General features: G+C 33.1%; 17 protein-coding genes. 15 read left to right on the top strand and 2 right to left on the bottom strand.

Annotated features, from left to right (window positions below; translation table 11 throughout):
• The first annotated feature begins 80 nt into the window (after window positions 1–80).
• Window positions 81–821 carry a lipoyl(octanoyl) transferase LipB gene (gene lipB, locus AC23MC_RS04095; protein ID WP_487567153.1) on the top strand — a complete coding sequence of 247 codons (741 nt, stop codon included), beginning with the start codon at window positions 81–83 and terminating at the stop codon, window positions 819–821.
• Between the two features lie 158 nt (window positions 822–979).
• On the opposite strand, the gene rnhB is transcribed toward lipB, so the two are convergent.
• Window positions 980–1,579, bottom strand: coding sequence for a ribonuclease HII (gene rnhB / locus AC23MC_RS04100; protein WP_487567154.1), 600 nt, complete (start codon window positions 1,577–1,579; stop codon window positions 980–982).
• 195 nt (window positions 1,580–1,774) lie between these two features.
• Here rnhB and AC23MC_RS04105 point away from each other — a divergent pair, with 195 nt between their 5' ends.
• The 12 genes from AC23MC_RS04105 to AC23MC_RS04160 all read left to right on the top strand — a co-directional run bounded on the left by AC23MC_RS04105 (window position 1,775) and on the right by AC23MC_RS04160 (window position 18,846).
• Entirely contained in the window at window positions 1,775–5,002 is a 3,228-nt protein-coding gene (locus AC23MC_RS04105) for a SusC/RagA family TonB-linked outer membrane protein (RefSeq protein WP_487567155.1), read from the top strand.
• A gap of 11 nt (window positions 5,003–5,013) precedes the next feature.
• The gene (locus AC23MC_RS04110) at window positions 5,014–6,522 is read left to right on the top strand and encodes a RagB/SusD family nutrient uptake outer membrane protein (RefSeq protein WP_487567156.1); all 1,509 of its coding nucleotides are present in this window, start codon (window positions 5,014–5,016) and stop codon (window positions 6,520–6,522) included.
• Between the two features lie 52 nt (window positions 6,523–6,574).
• On the top strand, window positions 6,575–7,408 hold the full coding sequence (locus AC23MC_RS04115) for a hypothetical protein (protein WP_487567157.1): 834 nt from the start codon (window positions 6,575–6,577) through the stop codon (window positions 7,406–7,408).
• 150 nt (window positions 7,409–7,558) lie between these two features.
• On the top strand, window positions 7,559–9,478 hold the full coding sequence (locus AC23MC_RS04120) for a S8 family serine peptidase (RefSeq protein ID WP_487567158.1): 1,920 nt from the start codon (window positions 7,559–7,561) through the stop codon (window positions 9,476–9,478).
• Between the two features lie 104 nt (window positions 9,479–9,582).
• Window positions 9,583–11,553, top strand: coding sequence for a putative porin (locus tag AC23MC_RS04125; protein WP_487567159.1), 1,971 nt, complete (start codon window positions 9,583–9,585; stop codon window positions 11,551–11,553).
• A 213-nt stretch (window positions 11,554–11,766) separates the two neighbouring features.
• On the top strand, window positions 11,767–13,128 hold the full coding sequence (locus AC23MC_RS04130; RefSeq protein WP_487567160.1) for a pyridoxal-phosphate dependent enzyme: 1,362 nt from the start codon (window positions 11,767–11,769) through the stop codon (window positions 13,126–13,128).
• 101 nt (window positions 13,129–13,229) lie between these two features.
• Entirely contained in the window at window positions 13,230–14,504 is a 1,275-nt protein-coding gene (locus tag AC23MC_RS04135) for a DUF2851 family protein (RefSeq protein ID WP_487567161.1), read from the top strand.
• Window positions 14,505–14,518: 14 nt separating this feature from the next.
• Window positions 14,519–14,926, top strand: coding sequence for a 6-phosphogluconate dehydrogenase (locus AC23MC_RS04140; RefSeq protein WP_487567162.1), 408 nt, complete (start codon window positions 14,519–14,521; stop codon window positions 14,924–14,926).
• Between the two features lie 8 nt (window positions 14,927–14,934).
• Window positions 14,935–15,162, top strand: a complete 228-nt coding sequence (locus AC23MC_RS04145) for a PspC domain-containing protein (RefSeq protein WP_248435044.1) — start codon at window positions 14,935–14,937, stop codon at window positions 15,160–15,162.
• A gap of 88 nt (window positions 15,163–15,250) precedes the next feature.
• A complete protein-coding gene (locus tag AC23MC_RS04150; RefSeq protein WP_487567163.1) occupies window positions 15,251–16,747 on the top strand; it encodes an alanine/glycine:cation symporter family protein in 1,497 nt (498 codons plus the stop codon).
• Window positions 16,748–16,771: 24 nt separating this feature from the next.
• Window positions 16,772–17,641 carry a ComEA family DNA-binding protein gene (locus AC23MC_RS04155; protein ID WP_487567164.1) on the top strand — a complete coding sequence of 290 codons (870 nt, stop codon included), beginning with the start codon at window positions 16,772–16,774 and terminating at the stop codon, window positions 17,639–17,641.
• Window positions 17,642–17,676: 35 nt separating this feature from the next.
• A complete protein-coding gene (locus AC23MC_RS04160; RefSeq protein ID WP_487567165.1) occupies window positions 17,677–18,846 on the top strand; it encodes an acyl-CoA dehydrogenase family protein in 1,170 nt (389 codons plus the stop codon).
• Window positions 18,847–18,876: 30 nt separating this feature from the next.
• Here the strand turns inward: AC23MC_RS04160 and AC23MC_RS04165 are convergent, their stop codons facing one another.
• Window positions 18,877–19,944, bottom strand: a complete 1,068-nt coding sequence (locus AC23MC_RS04165; protein ID WP_487567166.1) for an endonuclease/exonuclease/phosphatase family protein — start codon at window positions 19,942–19,944, stop codon at window positions 18,877–18,879.
• 178 nt (window positions 19,945–20,122) lie between these two features.
• Between AC23MC_RS04165 and rpsU the strand changes: the two genes are divergently transcribed.
• Both rpsU and AC23MC_RS04175 read left to right on the top strand, forming a co-directional pair.
• Complete coding sequence (gene rpsU / locus AC23MC_RS04170; RefSeq protein ID WP_290859494.1) at window positions 20,123–20,317, top strand: 30S ribosomal protein S21; 195 nt, start codon at window positions 20,123–20,125, stop codon at window positions 20,315–20,317.
• Between the two features lie 68 nt (window positions 20,318–20,385).
• A complete protein-coding gene (locus AC23MC_RS04175) occupies window positions 20,386–21,282 on the top strand; it encodes a tyrosine-type recombinase/integrase (protein ID WP_487567167.1) in 897 nt (298 codons plus the stop codon).
• Window positions 21,283–21,299: the final 17 nt, after the last annotated feature.

A 21,299-nucleotide genomic window follows, 5' to 3' on the forward strand; every position in this document is an offset into this window, starting at 1 on the left:
AGCCCGAGCCTTTCGCTTCTAAAAAAATGAAGTATATATATTAAGGTATAAATTGTATTTTTGTATTTTATTTTACGATTATGAATAAAGTTGTTTTGGTTGAGGATTTGGGATCGAGAGATTATAAGGAAACGTGGGATTTTCAGGAGGAATTATTTAAGGATGTGGTGGATTTGAAAATTCGGAATAGGAGAGAGGAAGCAAATTTGGAAACGCCGAATTATTTTTTGTTTGTGGAACATCCGCACGTTTATACGTTGGGAAAGAGTGGTGATTTGAGTAATTTGCTTTTGAGCGAAAAACAGTTGGCAGATAAAGATGCGACTTTTTATAAAATAAATCGCGGCGGTGATATTACGTATCACGGACCGGGTCAGATTGTGGGTTATCCGATTTTGGATTTAGAAAATTTTTTTACGGATATACATAAGTATTTACGTTTGCTGGAAGAAACGATTATTTTGACTTTGGCAGAATATGGTTTGAAAACAGAACGCAGTCCGGGAGAAACCGGAGTTTGGTTGGATGTAGGAACGCCATTTGCCAGAAAAATTTGTGCAATGGGAGTTCGAGCTTCACGCTGGGTGACCATGCATGGTTTTGCTTTGAATGTGAATGCGGATTTGGGTTATTTTGATAATATTATTCCGTGTGGTATTCGGGGGAAAGCAGTAACTTCTTTGCAAGTGGAATTAGGTTTGGAAAAAGTGGATGAGGAAGAAGTGAAAAAGAAAATTTTAAAACATTTTGCGGAACTTTTTGACTGTGAGTTTAAATCTGCTGTTTTGAGTAGTTCTTTGAATGGAACACGGATTTTATAGATTTAATGGATTCTCAAAGATTCTTTAATTTTGATTCACTTTGCTTGAAATAGATTCTAAAGGATGATGATTTTTTAATTAGTAATTTTTTTTAGAACACAGATTTAGAAAATTAGTAAAATTTTAAAAATTCTTTTTGTATCTAAAAATCCAAGAATCTATAAATCCAATTTCAATTGTTCCGGCAACAACCGAAAACTCAATCGGTGGTATTTAGTTGTCCCGTATTTTGCAATAGCTTCCCGATGTTCTTTGGTTGGGTAGCCTTTATTTTTTTTCCAGTTGTACATTGGAAATTCTTCATGAATTTGATTCATATAATCATCTCGGTAGGTTTTGGCTAAAATGGATGCGGCTGCAATGCTCATATATTTACTGTCACCTTTTATAATGCAAGTGTATGGAATGTTATTTAGTGGTTTGAACCGATTACCGTCTACAATAATATATTCCGGTGTAGGAGTTAACTTCATAATACTTTCTTGCATTGCCTGTATTGATGCGTTGAGAATGTTAATTTTATCAATAATGATTGGTTCAAGATGAGAGTAGCTAAATGCAATTGCTTGTTCTTCTATAATTGGTCTGAGTTTTTCTCTTATTTTTTCTGAAAGTTGTTTCGAATCATTCAATAAGTCAAGTTTGAAATCTTCCGGAAGAATAACAGCAGCAGCAGTTACAGGTCCAGCAAGGCAACCTCGGCCGGCTTCGTCGGTACCTGTTTCTATTAGGAATTGTGAGAATCTTAAATTTAACATAAAAATAATTTAAAAAAAACGTTAAAGTCAACGCAACCATTTTAATAAAAGAACATCTAACTATTAGTTTTGTTGCAATTTCTTAAGTTCGTTTGAATTTTTAACAAAAATAAAAAATATTATTCCGAAGTAATATTTGTTTATTTAAGAAATTATTAAGAAGTTTGCGGAATAACTAACTCAAATAAATTTAATATGAGATCGAAATTTAAATGGATTTTTACGCTTTTTGTAGCGTTAACAATGCAGTTTTCTTTTGCTCAGGAGAAAACTATCACAGGTACAGTGACTGAAAGTGGCTTACCTCTTCCTGGTGCAACAGTTCTTGTTAAAGGAACAACAAGGGGTACTTCAACTGATTTTGATGGGAAGTATTCTATTAAAGCAAAAGCAGGTGAGGTTTTAGAATTTTCATATGTAGGTATGAAAACTCAAAATGTTACTATTGGTGCTTCTAATACTGTTAGTGTTGCTTTAGAGAATGACACGACTCTTGATGAAGTTGTAGTTATTGGTTACGGTACAACGACAAAAGAAGCGTATACAGGTACTGCTACCAAGGTTAAGGCGGAAAATATTGAAGCGAAAACAGTGTCCAACGTGTCTCAAGCTTTAAGAGGTGAGGTTGCGGGTGTAACTGTTATTACAACTTCAGGTCAGCCTGGATCAGATGCACTTGTTCGTATTCGAGGATTTGGTTCTATTAATGGTAACAGAAATCCATTGTATGTAGTGGATGGAGTTCCTTATTCAAGTGATATTAGTGCAATTAATCCTGCAGATATTGCAAATATGACCATTTTAAAAGATGCTGCTGCAACTTCTGTTTATGGTTCTAGAGGTGCTAATGGGGTGATTTTAATTACAACTAAAACTGGTAAAGCAGGTAAGACTGTTGTTTCTGCTGAGTTTAGAAGTAGTATTAATACAATGTTTTTGCCTACATATGATGTGTTAAGGTCTCCTGAAGAATATACTGAGGTAGCTTGGGAAGCAGTGAAAAATAGAGGACAATTAGAAAATGCTCCTGATCCCGTAGCTTTTGCTAATGCAAATTTGTTTGGTGGTGCAGGTATTAATACTAATTACAATTTATGGAATGCAGCTGGTTCAGAATTAATTAATCCTGAAACAGGTAAATTTAATACTGGAATATCACGTAGATATACTCCTGAAGATTGGTCTGATTATGCATTCAGAACTGGTTATAGACAAGAAGCAAATGTTCAGTTTAGTGGAGGAAGTGATAAGACAAAGTATGCACTTTCTTTTGGTTATGTAGATGATGAAGGTTATGGTATCAATTCTGACTATACACGTTATTCAACTAGAGTAAATTTAGAGCATAGACCAGTTGAGTGGTTAAAAGTTGGAGCAAACATAGCTTATTCTGGTTCTAGATATACAAGAAATGGACAGTCTGAAGATACAGGAAGTATCTTTTTGATGGCAAATAATGCTCCTCCAATCTATTCAATCTTTTTAAGAGATGAAGATGGAAATACTATAGTTAATCCAAACACAGGAGATAATTTCTATGATTTTGGAAATCTTTATGGAAGAGGATTTTCTCCTTTAACAAATGGTATTGCAGATGCAAATTATAACTTAATTAGAGATTATGCACATACATTAACTGGAAATTTCTCTTTTGATATTAATATTACCAAAGATTTGGTATTTGAAACTCGTTATGGAGGTCAGTACGAAAATTGGGACTATATTAACATGGATAATGTAGAAGCAATTTCTGGGAATCCTGGAAACCCATTAGGATATTTGTCAAGAGAAGATGATGAGTATAAAAATCAAAACTTTTTGCAATTGTTACGTTATACTAAAACTATTGGAAATCATGGTTTAGAGGCATTTGCTGCTCATGAGTCAACTCAATGGGAAAGAAATTATTTTTCAGCGGCTAAACAAAATGCTATTATCTTTGGTGCAACTGATTTATCTCTTTATACACAAATTGTTGGAAAGCCGACATCGTATACTAGAGGTTATACTTTAGAAAGTTATTTTGGACAAGTGAGTTACAATTATGCTCAAAAATATTATGTCTCTGCCTCTGCAAGACGTGACGGATCTTCTCGTTTTAGATATGATAAATGGGGAACATTTGGTTCAGTTGGTTTAGGTTGGATTGTTTCTAAAGAAAGTTTCTTTGAAAATGTGAAGTTCAATGATTTTATGAAATTCAAAGCTAGTTACGGTGTTATTGGAGATACTGGAACTCGTTTAAGATACGGATGGCAAACATCAATTATTGGTGCAACTGATGAATATGCTTTTTCAACAAGTTCAGAATTAGTTAATCCAGATTTAACTTGGGAAACTTCAAAAGTAGCTCAAGTAGGTTTTGAAAGTAGTTGGTTCAATAACACTTTAGATGTTAACGTGGATTACTATGTAAAAAATACTGATAATTTATTTACTAATCAAACAGTTGCTCCTTCATCAGGTTTTCAAACAATTTTTTACAACAGTGGTCAATTACGTAATAGTGGTTTAGAGTTTGATGTTGCTTTACATCTTTTTAAACCAAAAAGTCCTGAAGGTTTTTTATTGTCAGTAGGAGTTAATGGTGAGTTGTTAAAAAATGAAATTACTGAAATGCCATATGATTGGTTAACTAAAGAAACTAAAGATCTTGATTTGCCAAATACTTTTTATGGTTATTCTGAAGGGGCTTCAATTTTTGATTTCTATATGCGTGAGTGGGCAGGGGTTGATCCTGCTACAGGAGCGGCTTTATGGAATATGAACTATAATGATAGAAATGATAATGGAATTTTTGATAGTGAAGATGAGCATATTACATCACTTTCAAGATATTTGTTCGATAATCCAGATGCAAATATTCAACAAACAGTTACTACAAACTATGGTCAAGCTACCCAAAAGTATGTTGGGAAATCTGCCTTGCCAAAAGTTAGAGGTGCTTTCCGTTTGAATACAGCTTATAAAAACTTTGATTTAACTGCACAGTTTAGTTATAGTGTGGGTGGTTATGCTTATGATGGTTATTATGCATGGTTAATGGATAATAATAAAATTGGACAGGATAATTTTCATACTGATATTAGAGACAGATGGCAACAACCTGGTGATGTAACAAATGTGCCAAGAGTTTCTGATAACTTTGGTGCAGATGCACAAAGCAACAGTGTTTCTTCACGTTTCTTAACAAAAGCAGATTATTTATCATTAAACAATGTTAAATTGGGTTATACTTTTCCTGAGCGTTTCATTAAAGATGCTAAACTAAGTAAGTTAAATATTTATTTCTCTGCGGATAATTTGATGTTTTTGAGTGCCAGAAATGGTTTTAATCCATCTACTTCAGAAGCTGGGTCATCTAATATTTACAGATATAATCCATTAACTAATTTTAGTTTTGGCGTAAAAGTTGAATTATAAAAAAAAATAATATGAAAAAAAGATTTTTAATTTACTCGTTCTTTGCTACTGTGACCATTGGTCTTGTTGGTTGTAGTGAAGATTTTTTAGATCCTGTAAGAGATACTTCTGTGCTTACGGACGAAGATTTTGCAGATAATTCTGCAGCAAACCCTGCTTTAATTGAGGGTACACTTACTGGTGTTTACACTTATATGGCTCGTCCATTTGGTATCTTAGGAAATCCTCCTGGACGTCATTATGATTTCGGTCATAAAGGAATTGATATATGGACAGATATGTTGACTGGTGATATGGCTTTATCTCTGAATTCGTATAATTGGTATGCTAATTTTACTAATTTAGTTTCTACAAATGATTTTTCTCAACAAGAGAATCAACTTGTTTGGACATACTTTTATAAAGTTGTTAATTTATCAAACATAGTGATAGAAAATTTAGGTGGAAATGATGCCGTTTTAACAACACAAACTAGTCGTCACATGATGGGTCAGGCTAAGGCTGCCAGAGCTTATGGGTATTTTTATTTGTCGCAATTGTACCAAAGAGAGTATAATCCTACTCAGCCTATCCTTCCAATGTATGACGGTGTTCAAAGTTTGTTTGCTAAACAACCAGCATCAGATGTTTATGCTTTAATTATTGAGGATTTAACAACAGCAATTGATTTGTTGGGTGATTTCGAAAGAACAGCAAAATATCAAATTAATAAATCAGTAGCTCAAGGTTTGTTAGCTTATACATACGCTGCTATGGGAATGTATCCTGAAGCTAAAGTTTTAGCAGATGAGATTATTGCTACAGGAGGTTATCCTCTAACCACATCTGGTCAGTTAGCTTTCCCTGGAGCTGGTTCTGGTTTTAATAGTGTTAGCACTCCGTCTTGGATGTGGGGATTTGATATAACTCCAGATTTAGGTTATGGTCTTGTTTCTTGGTGGGGTCAAATGGATGTATTTACATATAGTTATGCTGGTGCAGGTGATCGTAAATCAATAGATAATGCTTTATATGCTCAAATACCGGCGAATGATATTCGTAAGACACAATTTTCCACTGCTGCATCAACTCCTTTAATGCCTACTAATAAATTTTTCCACCAAGGAAGGGTTGCTATGGGGCAAGCAGTTGTTGAAACAGATTATATTTACATGCGTATTGAGGAATTCTATTTATTGAGTGCTGAGGCTGCTGCTATGACTGGTGATGAAGCTGCTGCGAAATCAAGATTATTAGAGTTGATGACTATTCGTTTAGGAGGAGCTGCTAATGCTGCTGCTTATGTAAACCCACTTTCGGGAGCTGCATTAAAAAATCAAATTTATTTGCAGACTAGAATTGAATTATGGGGTGAAGGAAAAACTTATTTTGCCATGAAACGTAACAAAGCAACTGTTACAAGAGGTACTAATCATACTTATTTAAGTGGTCAATCTTATTCTTTTGACGATCCGCGTATGATTTTCAAAATACCTCAGGTAGAATTAAATAACAATCCAAATATTACTGAGCAAAATTAATAATAAATTAAACTCTTAAAGTATGAAATTAAATAGTATAAAATTCTTTTCAATGTGCATTGTGCTCTTTTTTGGAGCTTTAGTGTCATGTGAAGACGAATCTTCAACAGAAGATTTAGTAGGTAGTCAAAATTATGTTAGTTTTGAAAATAATAGAACAGCTCTAATTTCAACTGGTGAAACAGTAGTAGTTGACGCTAAAGTGTTTGCTTCTCAAGTTTCATCTGTAGACAGAACTTTGGAATTAGTTTTGATTACTGCTCCCGTAACTGCTACTAGTCCTGATCGTGTAACTACTACAGCTGACCCTGCTGTTTTTTCCATGCCAGCTTCAGTTACTATTCCAGCAGGTTCTAAGCAAGCTTCTTTTCCAGTTACTATTTTAGGTTCTGGTTTGGGTAGTACAGGTAAAACGATTGTTATAGGTATAGTTCCTCAAGAGGGACTTATGGTTGCTACTACTTATGCGGGAACACAGGATGCTGGAAATTTTGCTACAGCTAGTAAAAGACTGGTTATAACAGCAAAAGAAGTATGTAATGCTAACCCTCTACGTGTTCAAATTTACACAGACCGATATGGTTCTGAAACAAGTTGGGATTTATTTAATAGTAATGATTTAGAAAATCCAATTGCTAGTGGAGGTCCTTTTACTGATCAAACCACTAATAACGCTTTTAAAAAGCCAGATGTTGATTTATGTTTGGAGAGTGGTAGTTATACATTCGTTGTGTATGATTCTTATGGCGATGGAATGAATTCTGGTACAGGAGCAGGTTATTATCGTTTAGTAACAATGAATTCTGACTTTAGTACTGAGATTTTAGAAATTGCAAAGAATGGTACTTTCGGTGCTTTTGATATTGTAGAGTTTACTCTTCCATAATTTATAATGAAATAGTTTAATTAAGCCGGTAAATAAATTACCGGCTTTTTTTATTTACTTTTATGCTTGCTTTTTTATTATATTTGTATTTCGCAAATTTTGAAATTTAAAATTTAAAATAAATTTATTATATTTGATAAAAAAATTAGAATGAAAAAAGAATTATTATTGTTTGCCTCTCTACTTTGTATAGGGGTTAGTACCGCCCAAAATAAGGATGAAGTTAGTAAAATTGTTTCAACTTACAATCCTGAAAGTTTTAGTCGTTTAAAATCATCTTTTGATAAAATAGATTTGTTTAAGCAGAATAAAATTGATGCTTTTTTGTTAGCTAATCCAACTGTTCAGATTCAAAAAAAATCTGATGACAAATTGTATAGAATAGTTGATGTAATTGATGGAAAACCTATTTATGTTTCTACCGATAATCGTTCTGCAGCAATAGCTTCTAGAACAAATAGATTATATCCCGGTGGTTCTTTAGGTCTTAGTTTAGAAGGAGAAGGTATGAATGTCGGTGTTTGGGATGGTGGTTGGGTCTTAAAATCGCATGTTGAATTTAATACACCTGTTGCAAGAGTTGTTACACCAGACAACTTAGCTATTACACCTGAAACAAATTTTCATGCAACTCACGTTGCCGGTACAATTGGTGCAGCAGGCATAACAAGTTCAGCAAAAGGGATGGCTCCAAAGTCTACCATTAGATCTTATGATTGGAGCGGAGATTTAACAGAAGCTTTAGTTGATATCTCTCAAAACGGATTGTTGATTTCAAACCATTCGTATGGTGTGCCTATTTATAATGATAGTAATGAATTGAACGTGCCTATTTGGTATATGGGATGCTATAACGACACTGCTGTATCTTGGGATCAATTAGCATATGACTATCCTTATTACCTAATGGTTGCATCTGCAGGAAATTCTGGAACAGATTTTTATGAAGGTGGTTTGGCAGGTGGTTATGACAAACTAACAGGTAATAAAAATAGTAAAAATAATTTAGTTATCGCAAATGCTAATCCATCAGTTCACCCTATTACGGGTAATATTACCTCTCTTGTAATTAATGTTGGCAGTAGTCAAGGACCTACAGATGACGGTAGAATTAAACCAGACATTGCTGCAGACGGAACAAATGTTTATTCCACTTTTGATACTAACAATAATGCTTATGATGCAATTTCTGGAACATCGATGTCTTCACCGGTTGTTTCAGGAACGTTGACGTTACTGCAGGAACATTATAACAATTTAAATTCAAACTTTATGAAATCTGCAAGCCTTAGAGGTTTGGCTTGTCATACTGCTTTGGATGATGCTGAAATTCCTGGACCAGATACTCGTTTTGGATGGGGACTTTTAGATGCTCAAGCGGCGGCAAATGTCATTACTGGGAATAATAATGGAAGTGCCTTACTACTAGAATCAACATTAACCAATGGGCAAACTTTTACCTATACATTTAGTGCTTCCTCAGCTTCTACTTTAAAAGCTACGATTTGTTGGACAGATCCAGCAGGAACTTCCAGAAACGGTCAATTAAATAGTCCAACTCCAGTATTAGTGAATGATTTAGATTTAAGAGTTTCAAATAATACAACTACTTTTTTACCATGGAAAATAGATTTAAGTAACCTAGACGGTGGAGCTATTCAAGGAGATAATTTAGTTGATAATATTGAAAGAATAGATGTGGTTAGTCCAGTTGCTGGTCAATATACCATAACTGTTAGTCACAAAGGTACTTTAACAAGCGGAAGTCAAGCATTTTCATTAATTTTAACTGGAAGTGATTTAGTTTTAAACACAAACGATCTTGCACTACAAGAAGTAAAAATTTGGCCAAATCCTGCCAAAGATGTTTTAAACATTTATATTCCTTCTCTTGAAGATAATACGATGATGACTATTTATGATATTCATGGTAGAACTGTTTATGCTCAAGAAATACAAAATCAAGAATTAAACCACTCAATAAATACAGGCAATTTTTCAAGTGGAATATATTTCTTGAATATTCAAAGTGGCTCAAGTTCTTTAACTAGAAAAGTTATTGTTGAATAAATTTTATTCAAAAAGTTATAATATTGTGAAAGAAGCAAACCTTTAGGCTTGCTTCTTTTTCATTTTATATTAAATCAATTACATTTGCACAAAAATAAAACCTAATGCGTATTATTCTTGCTGTTGTTTTTTTATTTATAACTTCTTTATCAGTAGCCCAAACTAAGTTAGGATCAATTGGTTCAGCAAGAGGTGGAGACAATTCAGGAAAAGAGAAAAAAGCAAAAACACCCGGATTACTTAATTCTGAGCCAGCCAAAATCTCCGAATACAAAATAATTACAATCGAAAGAGACACAACGCATTACGATACTTCCTTAACAATTAAAAAAGAATACAAATACAACTATTTACGCAAAGATAATTTCGGATTGCAGCAATTTTCCAACGAAGGTCAAACCTATACTACGTTAGATTTTGGAATAAATCAATTTAATCCCTATCCGGAAATTGGTTTTAATGGAAAACATTTCAACTTTCTAAAAGCAAACGAAATCAATTATTACCACGTTCCCACACCTTTAACAGAGTTGTATTTTAAAACCGTGATGGAGCAAGGACAAAATCTTGATGCCTTTATAACATTAAACACATCAGAAAGGCTCAATTTTTCTATCGCCTACAAAGGACTTCGATCGTTAGGAAAATATACAAACCAACTATCGAGCACTGGTAATTTTCGTTTCACAACCAGTTACCAAACAGAAAGTAAACGATATCAACTTAAAGCACATTTTACAGCACAAGATATTCTTAACGGCGAAAACGGAGGAATAATAAATTTGCAAGATTTTGAAGCAGGAGATGAAGACTTTAAAAATCGTGTTCGTCTTCAAGTTTATTTAAACGATGCAGAAACCTTTTTAAAAGGTAATCGTTATTTCTACGACCACTATTTCCGTATTAACAAAAACGATTCACAAAGTAATCTTTACCTACATCACCAAATCAATTACGAACATAAATTTTATAGTTACAAACAACCAACCATTGCAACTACGATTATTTCAGACGAAGGAAACACTATTGTAAAACGTTTTGGCGATTCTTATGTGTTGAGCAACATCAACGATGAAACTCGCTATAACAGAATGTATAACAAAGTTGGAGCTTTATACGAAAACAAATTACTAGGCGAATTTCAGTTTTTTATAGAAGATTTCAGATATAATTATTTCTACAATAGAGCAATTATTCAAGGTGATCAAGTGATTCCAAGTAATCTAAACGATGAAATTCAATCTGTGGGAGGCCAATATACCTACCAAAAAAACAAATGGAACGGAAAATTCTCTTATACAACTTCCATTACAGATCAAAGTCTATCAAATCTCGACGGAAAACTAATCTTTAATTACAACGAAAAAAACAGCATCGATTTACGTTATCAAAACTTAAATCGCCTGCCAAACCACACTTTTTCGTTATTTCAAAGTAGTTATGTAAATTATAATTGGTCAAACAATTTCAAAAACGAAAAAATAAATAACATCGAAGCCACACTAAAAACCCAATGGATAGATGCTGCTCTTCAACTCACAACACTCAACGATTATCTCTATTTTAGCCAAGACGAAGCACCGGAAAACCAACAATTGATAACACCAAAACAATACGATAAAACCATAAATTATCTGAGCATCAAAGCCGGAAAAGATTTAAAATTCTGGAAATTAGGTTTTGATAATACCGTTCTTTACCAAAAAGTAGATCAGGAAAATGATATTCTAAACGTGCCCGAACTCACCCTTCGAAGCACTTTATATTTCACCGGACATTTCTTCAAAAAAGCATTATTTCTGCAAACCGGTGTAACAGTCAACTATTTCAGTAAATACAAAGCAAATGGCTATAACCCAGTTATAGCCGACTTTTACGTTCAAAACACGCAAGAAATTGGCAATTTCCCTATGGTCGATTTCTTCATCAACGCCAAAATAAAAACCGCAAGAATCTACCTCAAAGCGGAGCACTTCAATGCCGCCATGACCGGATTCAACTACTATTCCGCACCAAATAATCCGTACCGCGACTTCATAGTTCGCTTCGGAATGGAATGGAATTTCTTTTTATAAGAAGCGGAAAGGCTCGGGCTTTTTCAGCCATCCATGTTCCCGCCATCCGCTCTATCTTTTGCTTTGCAAAAGGATGCCGCTCCTGTCGGGGCTAACAGTCAACCATCAAAAATACCATTTCAAAAGACCAACCATCGAACCATCGAATAATCAAACAATCCAACAATCTAACAATCCAAAATTTCCTATCTTTACACCCGAAAAACAAATAGAATGAAATTCGCAAAAAACATATTAGAAACAATCGGAAACACACCGCTTGTTAAAATCAACAAAATAACACAAGAATTAGATTGTTTAGTGCTTGCCAAAGTAGAAACATTCAACCCCGGAAACTCTGTAAAAGACCGCATGGCAGTCAAAATGATCGAAGATGCCGAAGCAGATGGCCGATTAAAACCCGGCGGAACCATCATCGAAGGAACATCAGGAAATACTGGAATGGGCTTGGCTTTAGGAGCAATCGTAAAAGGCTACAAGTTAATTTGCGTCATCACCGACAAACAATCCAAAGAAAAAATGGATATCCTTCGTGCCGTTGGAGCCAAAGTAATCGTTTGTCCAACCGACGTAGAACCAACCGATCCACGTTCCTATTATTCCGTATCCAAACGATTAGGTTCAGAAATTCCAAATTCTTGGTATGTGAATCAGTACGATAATCCATCCAATGCAATTGCACATTACGAACAAACCGGTCCAGAAATTTGGGAACAAACCGAAGGTAAAGTAACACATTTTGTCGTTGGAGTAGGAACAGGCGGAACAATTTCCGGAGTAGCAAAATATTTAAAAGAACACAATCCAAACGTGAAAATTTGGGGAGTTGATACCTATGGTTCAGTGTTTAAAAAATACCACGAAACTGGAATTTTCGACGAAAACGAAATCTATTCCTATATCACAGAAGGTATCGGAGAAGATATTTTACCAAAAAACGTTGACTTTTCACTTATCGATGGTTTCACCAAAGTAACCGATAAAGATGCTGCCGTTTTCACTAGAAGATTAGCTTTAGAAGAAGGAATTTTTGTGGGTAATTCAGCCGGATCTGCAATCAAAGGAGTTTTGCAATTAAAAGAACATTTCAAACCCGAAGATGTTGTAGTGGTTTTGTTTCACGATTCAGGAAGCCGTTATGTTGGCAAAATGTTCAACGACGATTGGATGCGTGAACGCGGATTTTTAGATGAAGAAATTACCACAGCCATCGATTTAATCAAAGGACACAAAGATAAATCATTAGTAATCGTTCGCACAGAAGAATTGGTTTCTCATGCCATCGATCGATTAAAAAAATTCAATATTTCACAAATTCCGGTAATTGACACCTCTGGTTTTGTAGGTTCAATAGACGAGTCTGACTTGTTCAAAAGCTACTTTTCAGATAAAAACATTGCCGAAAAACCAATTCGCGAAATCATGGGAAAACCGTATCCTATCGTTCAAGAAAACACGCCGGTAGAAGAAGTTTCCAAACTCATCAACAAAGACAACCAAGCCGTTTTGGTTCAGTTGGAAAACGGAAAATACCACATTATTACCAAGCACGATATTATTAGTTCGATAAAATAAGTTGAATTAAAAGCATAAATTTTAAAATCCAATCTTTTTCAGGTTGGATTTTTTTATTACTTTAGCATTAACATTTACGCCATAATTTTACAATACACGCCATGAAAGAAGATTTCCTCCATTATGTTTGGCAATACAAAAAGTTTGCCTTTACCAATATTCAAACCGTTTCCGGTCAAGAACTTACAATTATCCATTCCGGTTACTATATTCAACAAGCGGGCCCCGATTTTTTTAATGCTCAGATTGTTATTGACAATCAGAAATGGGCAGGAAATATAGAAATTCACTTAAAATCTTCCGATTGGTATGTGCATCATCATGAAACCGATGCGAATTATGACAACGTAATTCTTCACGTAGTTTGGGAGCATGATACCGATGTATTTAGAAAAAATAATACTGTTATTCCAGTCCTTGAGCTTAAAAAATATGTTTCAAATGAAGTTTTACATCAATATAAACAATTGTTCACTCAAAAAACATGGATAAACTGTGAAAATCAATTAACAACCATTGACGATTTTACGATTTCCAACTGGAAAGAGCGTTTGTTTTTTGAACGTTTGGAGAAAAAAGCAAATGATGTTGAAATTCTTCTTCAAAAAAACACCTTTGATTGGGAAGCAACTTTCTTTCAACTAATGGCAAAAAGTTTTGGACTCAATACTAATGGCGATGCTTTTTTGAAAATGGCAGAATCTCTACCTTATTCTGTTATAAAAAAAGAACGACATGAAGTAGAAAATATTGAAGCACTTTTTTTTGGTACAACTGGACTTCTTGAAGAAGAAAATGAAGATTCTTACTATAATGATTTGAAAAAGAGATGGAATTATCTCAAACATAAACATCAATTGAATAATATATTTTTTCAACAGGTTCAATTTTTTAAGCATCGACCTGATAATTTTCCATCCATCCGATTAGCTCAGCTGGCACAGTTAATCGTGAAACATCAACATTTTTTTCAATTAATAGTTAAAGCTAATTCAACAGAAGAAATTTATCCTTTTTTCAATTCTACTGTTTCAGAATATTGGAAATTACATTATGTTTTTGATAAGTCACATTCTAAGAAAAATAAAATCTTGTCTAAAAATTTTATCGACTTACTAATATTAAATTGTATTCTTCCTATTAAGTTTGCCTACGGTTATGCCAGCGGAAATATAAATCCGGAAGAACTCATTGCTTTAGCAAGTGAAATTGCAACAGAAAAAAACACAATCATTGAAAAATTTGCTCATTTTGGTTTAGTTTCAACAAATAGTTATCATTCTCAAGCAATTCTTCAATTAAAAAAAGAATATTGCAACACAAATAAATGCCTAAATTGTGCAATTGGACAAAAGTTGATTAACTTTACTTCTTAAAATAAAAAAGCATCATGGAAAAAAATGAGGTCAAACAAACATTCGGACAAAAAACAAAAAAATACTTTATTCGTTTTTTAATTTTGCTAGTTGTAGCCTTTTTTGGCTACTTTGCCTTTATTTATTATGTTCCCTATTCAGAGGGAGTTCGCTCAGGAGAATTAATTAAATTTAGTAAAAAAGGAGTAACTTTCAAAACGTGGGAAGGCGAAATGAGCCAAGGAATTTCTGGTGCACAAATTTTTCAGTTTACAGTTCCAACCAAAGAAAAAGAAGTCATACAAAAAATGGAAAATCTTCAAGGAAGATATGTAAAACTAACGTATGTTGAGCGATATAAAACGTTTTCTTGGTGGGGCGACACACGCTATTTTGTTACAGCAGTTGAAGAAGAACAGTCTCCATTTATTAATCCAAAATAATTTTTTAAATGAATTGGATCACTTCCATTAGACTTTTTTTTGAGAAACATGGTTTTCATGTATCGTCACGTTTAGCCGATAGATTAGGCATGAGAGCTACTAATGTCCGACTTTTTTTTATCTACATATCCTTTGTAACGGTCGGTCTTGGGTTCGGAGTTTACTTAACTTTTGCTTTTTGGTTAAAATTGAAAGATATGATTTATACAAAACGAAGTTCTGTGTTTGATTTATAGCAAATTTCAAAAAAAATGTATGATACTTTTTTTAAACGCATTTTTTTTTGCATCTTGCTGAACTAAATTTTAATCAAAAATTAACTTTATGAAAAAGTTACTCTCACTTTTTACCTTATTATTACCAATTATTGCTTTTAGTCAAGAAAAAGGATTAGATGAAAAGATAAATGACGTTATAAAACCTATCGTTGATTTTATGTCTGGAATTTTCTTCTATAAACCGATGGAAGCTTTCGGATTTGACATGCCCTTGGTAGTTTTATGGCTTGTCGTAGGAGCTACTTTTTTTACTGTTTATATGGGTTTTATTAACCTGAAAGGAATTAAACATGCCTACCAATTAATTAGAGGTGATTATGATAAGCCTGGAGATGAAGGAGAAGTTTCGCATTTTCAAGCATTAGTTACTGCATTATCAGGAACGGTTGGACTTGGTAATATTGCAGGTGTAGCAGTTGCCATCTCTATTGGTGGAGCAGGTGCAACTTTTTGGATGATTTTAGCGGGATTTTTAGGGATGTCATCAAAATTTGTAGAATGTACATTAGGTGTTAAATATAGAAAATTAAACGATTTAGGCGAAGTATCAGGAGGTCCAATGTATTATCTTTCAGAAGGTTTACGCAGAAAGGGATATGCTGGTTTAGGAAAAGTATTAGCTGTTGTTTTTGCAATATTAGCAATTGGAGGTTCATTTGGAGGAGGAAATATGTTTCAAGCAAACCAATCGTTCGCTCAATTAGCAAATGTTTTTCCCATTTTTGAAGGAAAAGGATTTTGGTATGGATTGGTTGTAGCCTTTTTTGTTGGAATTGTAATTATTGGAGGTATTAAGAAAATTGCAAAAGTTACCGATAAAATTGTACCCTTTATGGTTGGGATGTACGTCATCACTTCTTTAATAATAATTTTTGTAAACTTTGCTCATATTGGAGATGCTTTTAGAGATATATTTTCAGGAGCATTTACCGCAGACGGAATTACTGGTGGTGTAGTTGGTGTTTTAGTTGTAGGGTTTCAACGAGCTGCTTTTTCAAATGAAGCTGGTGTAGGATCTGCCGCCATCGCTCACTCTGCTGTAAAAACAGATGAACCCGTAAGTGAAGGTATAGTTGCTTTATTAGAGCCTTTTGTGGATACCATTATTGTATGTACCATGACAGCTTTGGTGCTTATTTTTACCGGTTATGCCGACGACACACAAGGAATGACAGGTTCTGCATTAACATCCGCAGCATTTAGCAGTGTTTTGCCTTGGTTTAAATATGTTTTGTTAGTTGCAATTGTACTTTTTGCTTTCTCAACGATGATTTCATGGTCTTATTATGGAATGAAATCATGGACATATTTGTTCGGAAATACCAAGAAAATGGAAAATCTTTACAAATTTTTATTTTTGATTTTTGTTGTATTAGGTTCCTCAGCCAGTTTAGGTGCAGTTATCGATTTTTCAGATATGATGATTTTAGGAATGGCGTTTCCAAATATTTTAGGTTTGTATTTCCTTTCCAGTGAAGTGAAAGATGATTTGAAAGATTATTTCAAAAGACTAAAGTCCGGAGAAATCAAAAAATATGAATAAAACAGAAAATATTAATTTTATCTTATGAAACTTAAATCCTATTTCCGTTTGTCAAAACAACAACGAAATGGGATTTTTTCGTTGTTTCTTCTCTTAATCATAGTTCAATTAGGTTATTTTTTTTGGATATCAAAACCAAATCCAAAAACAAATGACGTTAATAAAGAATGGTTGGCAATGCAACCCGTTATTGATAGTTTAAAGAATTCAGATAATAGTACGAAACCAGTTATTTATCCATTCAATCCAAATTTTATAACCGACTATAAAGGATATAAACTAGGAATGTCTGTCAAAGAATTAGACAAACTTTTTGCCTTTCGAAGTCAAAATAAATTCGTTAATTCTGCTAAAGAATTTCAAGCTGTTACTGGTGTTTCAGATAGTTTGCTTAACGTAATTTCACCTTATTTTAAATTTCCGGATTGGGTAAATCAACCCAAAAAACAATATACTTCCTATTCAAATAATAAGTTTGAGAGCAAAAAAACAATTGTAAAAATTGATATTAATCAGGCATCTCAAGAAGATTTAATTAAGATCTATGGAATTGGGCCAGCAATTTCAGAAAGAATTTTAAAGCAAAAAGAAAGCCTTGGCGGATTTCTTTCTATGGAACAAATGCATTTTATATGGGGATTAAGTCCTGAAGTAATTGAGAACCTTAATAAACACTTCGTAGTAACTGCCGAACCTAAAATTAGTAAAATTGATATTAATAATGCTTCGGTTAAAGAATTAGCTAAATTTCCTTATTTTAATTATACCATCGCAAAAGAGATTGTAACGCATCGCAGTATGAATGGTGAAATTAGAAATATTGAGGATTTAACAAAAATTAAAGGTTTGCCTAACGAAAAAATCAAAATTATAGCCTTATATTTGGAATTCTAAAAAAAATAGACATTTTAAGCAAATAATTTTATTTTATGAATTCAGAATACTTTACGGAAGAACACCAATTATTTAGAGCAACTTTACGCGATTTTTTACAAAAAGAAGTCGTGCCTCACATTGAAAAATGGGAAAAAACAGGAACCATCGAACGATTTATTTGGAAAAAATTTGGCGACATGGGATTTTTCGGATTAACTTATCCTGAAGCGTATGGTGGAATGAATTTGGATCTTTTCTACACAGTTATTTTTTTAGAAGAACTACAAAAAATTAAGTCATCCGGTTTTGCTGCTGCCATGTGGGCTCATTCCTATTTAGCGATGACGCATTTAAATGCAGAAGGCGACGAAAAAATTAAACAAGATTATTTAGTGCCAAGTATTTCAGGTGACAAAATTGGAGCTTTATGTATCTCTGAACCTTTTGGAGGTAGTGATGTAGCAGGAATGAGAACTACAGCTACAAAAAAAGATAATAAATATGTGATTAATGGATCTAAAACATTCATTACTAATGGAGTTTATGCCGATTACTACGTAGTAGCTGCAAAAACGCAACCAGATCTTGGAAATAAGGGAATCAGTATTTTTTTAGTAGATACCGCTACCAAAGGAATATCGGCAACAAAACTTGATAAATTAGGTTGGAGAGCATCGGATACTGCAGAAATTTCTTTTGATAATGTTGAAATTCCATTAGAAAATTTAATGGGAGAAGAAGGAAAAGGTTTTCCATACATCATGCAACATTTTGCTTTAGAGCGTTTAATCATGGCTATTAATGCTCATGCTCGTGCAGAATATGCTATTGAATATACGATAGAATATATGTCGCAACGCGAGGCATTTGGAACTACCATTAATAAATTTCAAGCGTTACGACATACCATGGTTGAGCATGCTACCGATGTAGAACATTGCAAAATTTTTAATTATGCAGCAGTAGCTCGATTAAATAAAGGTGAATATGTGGTGAAAGAAGCAACAATGGCTAAATTAAAATCAACTAAAGTAGCCGATGAAACCATTTATAGTTGTCTTCAAATGTTAGGTGGTTATGGTTATATGGAAGAGTATCCGTTGGCAAGATTATTGAGAGATAGCCGTTTAGGGCCAATTGGCGGAGGAACTTCAGAAATCTTGAAAGAGATTTTGTCCAAAATGATAATTGACAATCAAAATTATAAACCTGCTGTGGAATAATTTTTACTAAATGATATCAGAAAGCGAAAATCAATTACGGTTTTCGCTTTCTTCGTTTATGCCATCTCTTATAATTCCATTAATTTCTTTCTTTTCTTCACGTTCAAGCGTTTCAATCAATTTTTTCTGTTCTTTGTTTTTTTGGTTGATATGAAAAGAACTGTAGATAGGAAAATGATCCGAACCAAAATAATCTAACGTTTTTAACTCTTCTACAAAAACATCCGTAGAATGAAAAAACAAATCAATCGGAAATCTAAAAAACCAATATTTAGCATGAAAAGTAGAAAACAAACCTCTCCCAATTCTGGCATCAATTAATTCACTGGTTTTTCTAAATAAAAGTGAAGATTTTGCCCAAGCAACATTGTTAAAATCGCCAACAACTACACTAGGCTCAGATTTTGATTTCACCACTTTGGCAACACTCAACAATTCACCGTCTCTTTCTTTGGCATTTTCTTCTTCGGTTGGACTAGGTGGCGGAGGATGAACGCCAAAAAGGTTAAAAGTAAATCCGTCATTCGACATAATCTTAGCCTCAATACTCGGAATATCATCGGCAACAAAATAATGCACTTGATGTGAAATAATTTTTAATTTGGAAAATAAATGAATGCCATAGGTGTTTTCCAAAGCAACTTTTACATGAAATGGATACGTTTTGTCAAAATGTGAAAGTGCATTTTCCCATTCTTGATTTGATTCCATGGTTAAGAAAATGTCGGGATTATGTTTTTCTATTAATTTGATAAAGCGATCATAAGCAGAATTGTCTTGGTAGATGTTTGCAGAAATAATACTAATAGTTTCTGAGCAGAAATTTGTTTTTATCTTGATAGGTATAGAATGAAACTTTGTGTAAGGAAACAAATCCTTTACATGAAATGCAAGGGTAAGTAAATTTAAACTCAAAACAACAAAAAATAAAAGGTCTTTATTCGCTATAAATAATAATCCTAGAATACATGTGAGAAGAAGAAGCTGAAACAATTGCACTTTCCCAAATTCAAAAAATCTAAAAAACCAATGCGGATTTTGAACAAGTGGAATAAAACTTGAAATAATTAATAAAATAGAGAAAATATAAAAGAGCATATTTTTTTTTCAATAAAAATAATCAAAAAAAAGTAATTGAAATTTTTTATATAAATGTAATCGTAAGTTTTCTAAAAATCTTCTTGATGATTGATGTAAAAAATAATTCAAAATTTATAATTCAAATTTCAAAATAATTACTACTTTTGCACCCTAAATGAGAGGAGGTGTCTAGATTATGTTAATTATACCTATTAAAGACGGAGAAAATATCGACAGAGCGTTAAAACGCTACAAAAGAAAATTTGATAAAACTGGAACTGTTCGTCAGCTAAGAGCACGTCAGGCTTTTATTAAACCATCTGTTGTTAAAAGAGCACAAGTTCAAAAAGCTCAATACATTCAAACATTGCGAGACAGTGTAGAAATGTAATAGCATTTTTTATAAAAATAAACCGTTAGTTTGAGAAGTTTTGTAACTTTGAGGCTAACGGTTTTTTTATGCAATCCAATAAACAAGCTTTTCGTGATTATCTTCAAATGCAAAAGAATTATTCTTTGCATACCGTAAAGGCTTATTTAAATGATATGGCAGAATTTGAATCATTCAATAAAATTCATTTTGAACAAGATTCTATTGACAAAGTACTTTATACACAAATTAGAAGTTGGATTGTTTCTTTAGTAGACAATAATATTTCTGCTTCATCTGTAAACCGAAAAATTTCTTCCTTAAAAAGTTACTATAAATTTTTGTTGCGAATCAAGCAAATCGAACAAAGTCCATTATTAAAACACAAAGCTTTAAAAACACCAAAAAAAATTCAAATTCCTTTTTCGGAAAAAGAAGTAGATTTGGTTTTAAATCAAATTGTTTATCCGGATGGATTTGAAGGAATTCGTGATAAGTTGATTATTGATTTGTTTTATACAACAGGAATAAGAAGAACTGAATTAATTAATCTAAATTTAAACGGAATAGATTTTTACAATTCAACGTTAAAAGTGTTAGGCAAGAGAAATAAAGAAAGAATTATTCCATTGTTGCCAATCATTACCAATCAATTGCAGAATTATATTCTTCAACGCAATCAGCTTCAAGAAATTAAAGATTCAGACAAATTATTTTTAACACAAAAAGGTGTTAAATTGAATGATACACTTGTGTATCGATTAATAAATATGTACTTTAGTAATGTCTCCGAGAAGGTAAAAAGAAGCCCTCATATTTTGCGGCACACGTTTGCAACGCACTTATTAAATAACGGAGCAGATTTGAATTCGGTTAAAGAATTATTAGGGCATTCGAGTTTGGCCTCAACTCAGGTTTATACACATAGTAGTTTAGCAGAGTTAAAAAAAGTATATGGAAATGCACATCCTCGAAACCAAAAATAATTCTTTACGTTTGTTTA

It is taken from the genome of Flavobacterium sp. T50_26 (genome assembly GCF_057652995.1).

Excerpts from the sequence above, each read along its gene's own strand:
- lipB (WP_487567153.1), top strand. The coding sequence starts at position 81 with ATGAATAAAGTTGTTTTGGTTGAGGATTTGGGATCGAGAGATTATAAG.
- rnhB (WP_487567154.1), bottom strand. The coding sequence starts at position 1,579 with ATGTTAAATTTAAGATTCTCACAATTCCTAATAGAAACAGGTACCGAC.
- AC23MC_RS04105 (WP_487567155.1), top strand. The coding sequence starts at position 1,775 with ATGAGATCGAAATTTAAATGGATTTTTACGCTTTTTGTAGCGTTAACA.
- AC23MC_RS04110 (WP_487567156.1), top strand. The coding sequence starts at position 5,014 with ATGAAAAAAAGATTTTTAATTTACTCGTTCTTTGCTACTGTGACCATT.
- AC23MC_RS04115 (WP_487567157.1), top strand. The coding sequence starts at position 6,575 with ATGTGCATTGTGCTCTTTTTTGGAGCTTTAGTGTCATGTGAAGACGAA.
- AC23MC_RS04120 (WP_487567158.1), top strand. The coding sequence starts at position 7,559 with ATGAAAAAAGAATTATTATTGTTTGCCTCTCTACTTTGTATAGGGGTT.
- AC23MC_RS04125 (WP_487567159.1), top strand. The coding sequence starts at position 9,583 with ATGCGTATTATTCTTGCTGTTGTTTTTTTATTTATAACTTCTTTATCA.
- AC23MC_RS04130 (WP_487567160.1), top strand. The coding sequence starts at position 11,767 with ATGAAATTCGCAAAAAACATATTAGAAACAATCGGAAACACACCGCTT.
- AC23MC_RS04135 (WP_487567161.1), top strand. The coding sequence starts at position 13,230 with ATGAAAGAAGATTTCCTCCATTATGTTTGGCAATACAAAAAGTTTGCC.
- AC23MC_RS04140 (WP_487567162.1), top strand. The coding sequence starts at position 14,519 with ATGGAAAAAAATGAGGTCAAACAAACATTCGGACAAAAAACAAAAAAA.
- AC23MC_RS04145 (WP_248435044.1), top strand. The coding sequence starts at position 14,935 with ATGAATTGGATCACTTCCATTAGACTTTTTTTTGAGAAACATGGTTTT.
- AC23MC_RS04150 (WP_487567163.1), top strand. The coding sequence starts at position 15,251 with ATGAAAAAGTTACTCTCACTTTTTACCTTATTATTACCAATTATTGCT.
- AC23MC_RS04155 (WP_487567164.1), top strand. The coding sequence starts at position 16,772 with ATGAAACTTAAATCCTATTTCCGTTTGTCAAAACAACAACGAAATGGG.
- AC23MC_RS04160 (WP_487567165.1), top strand. The coding sequence starts at position 17,677 with ATGAATTCAGAATACTTTACGGAAGAACACCAATTATTTAGAGCAACT.
- AC23MC_RS04165 (WP_487567166.1), bottom strand. The coding sequence starts at position 19,944 with ATGCTCTTTTATATTTTCTCTATTTTATTAATTATTTCAAGTTTTATT.
- rpsU (WP_290859494.1), top strand. The coding sequence starts at position 20,123 with ATGTTAATTATACCTATTAAAGACGGAGAAAATATCGACAGAGCGTTA.
- AC23MC_RS04175 (WP_487567167.1), top strand. The coding sequence starts at position 20,386 with ATGCAATCCAATAAACAAGCTTTTCGTGATTATCTTCAAATGCAAAAG.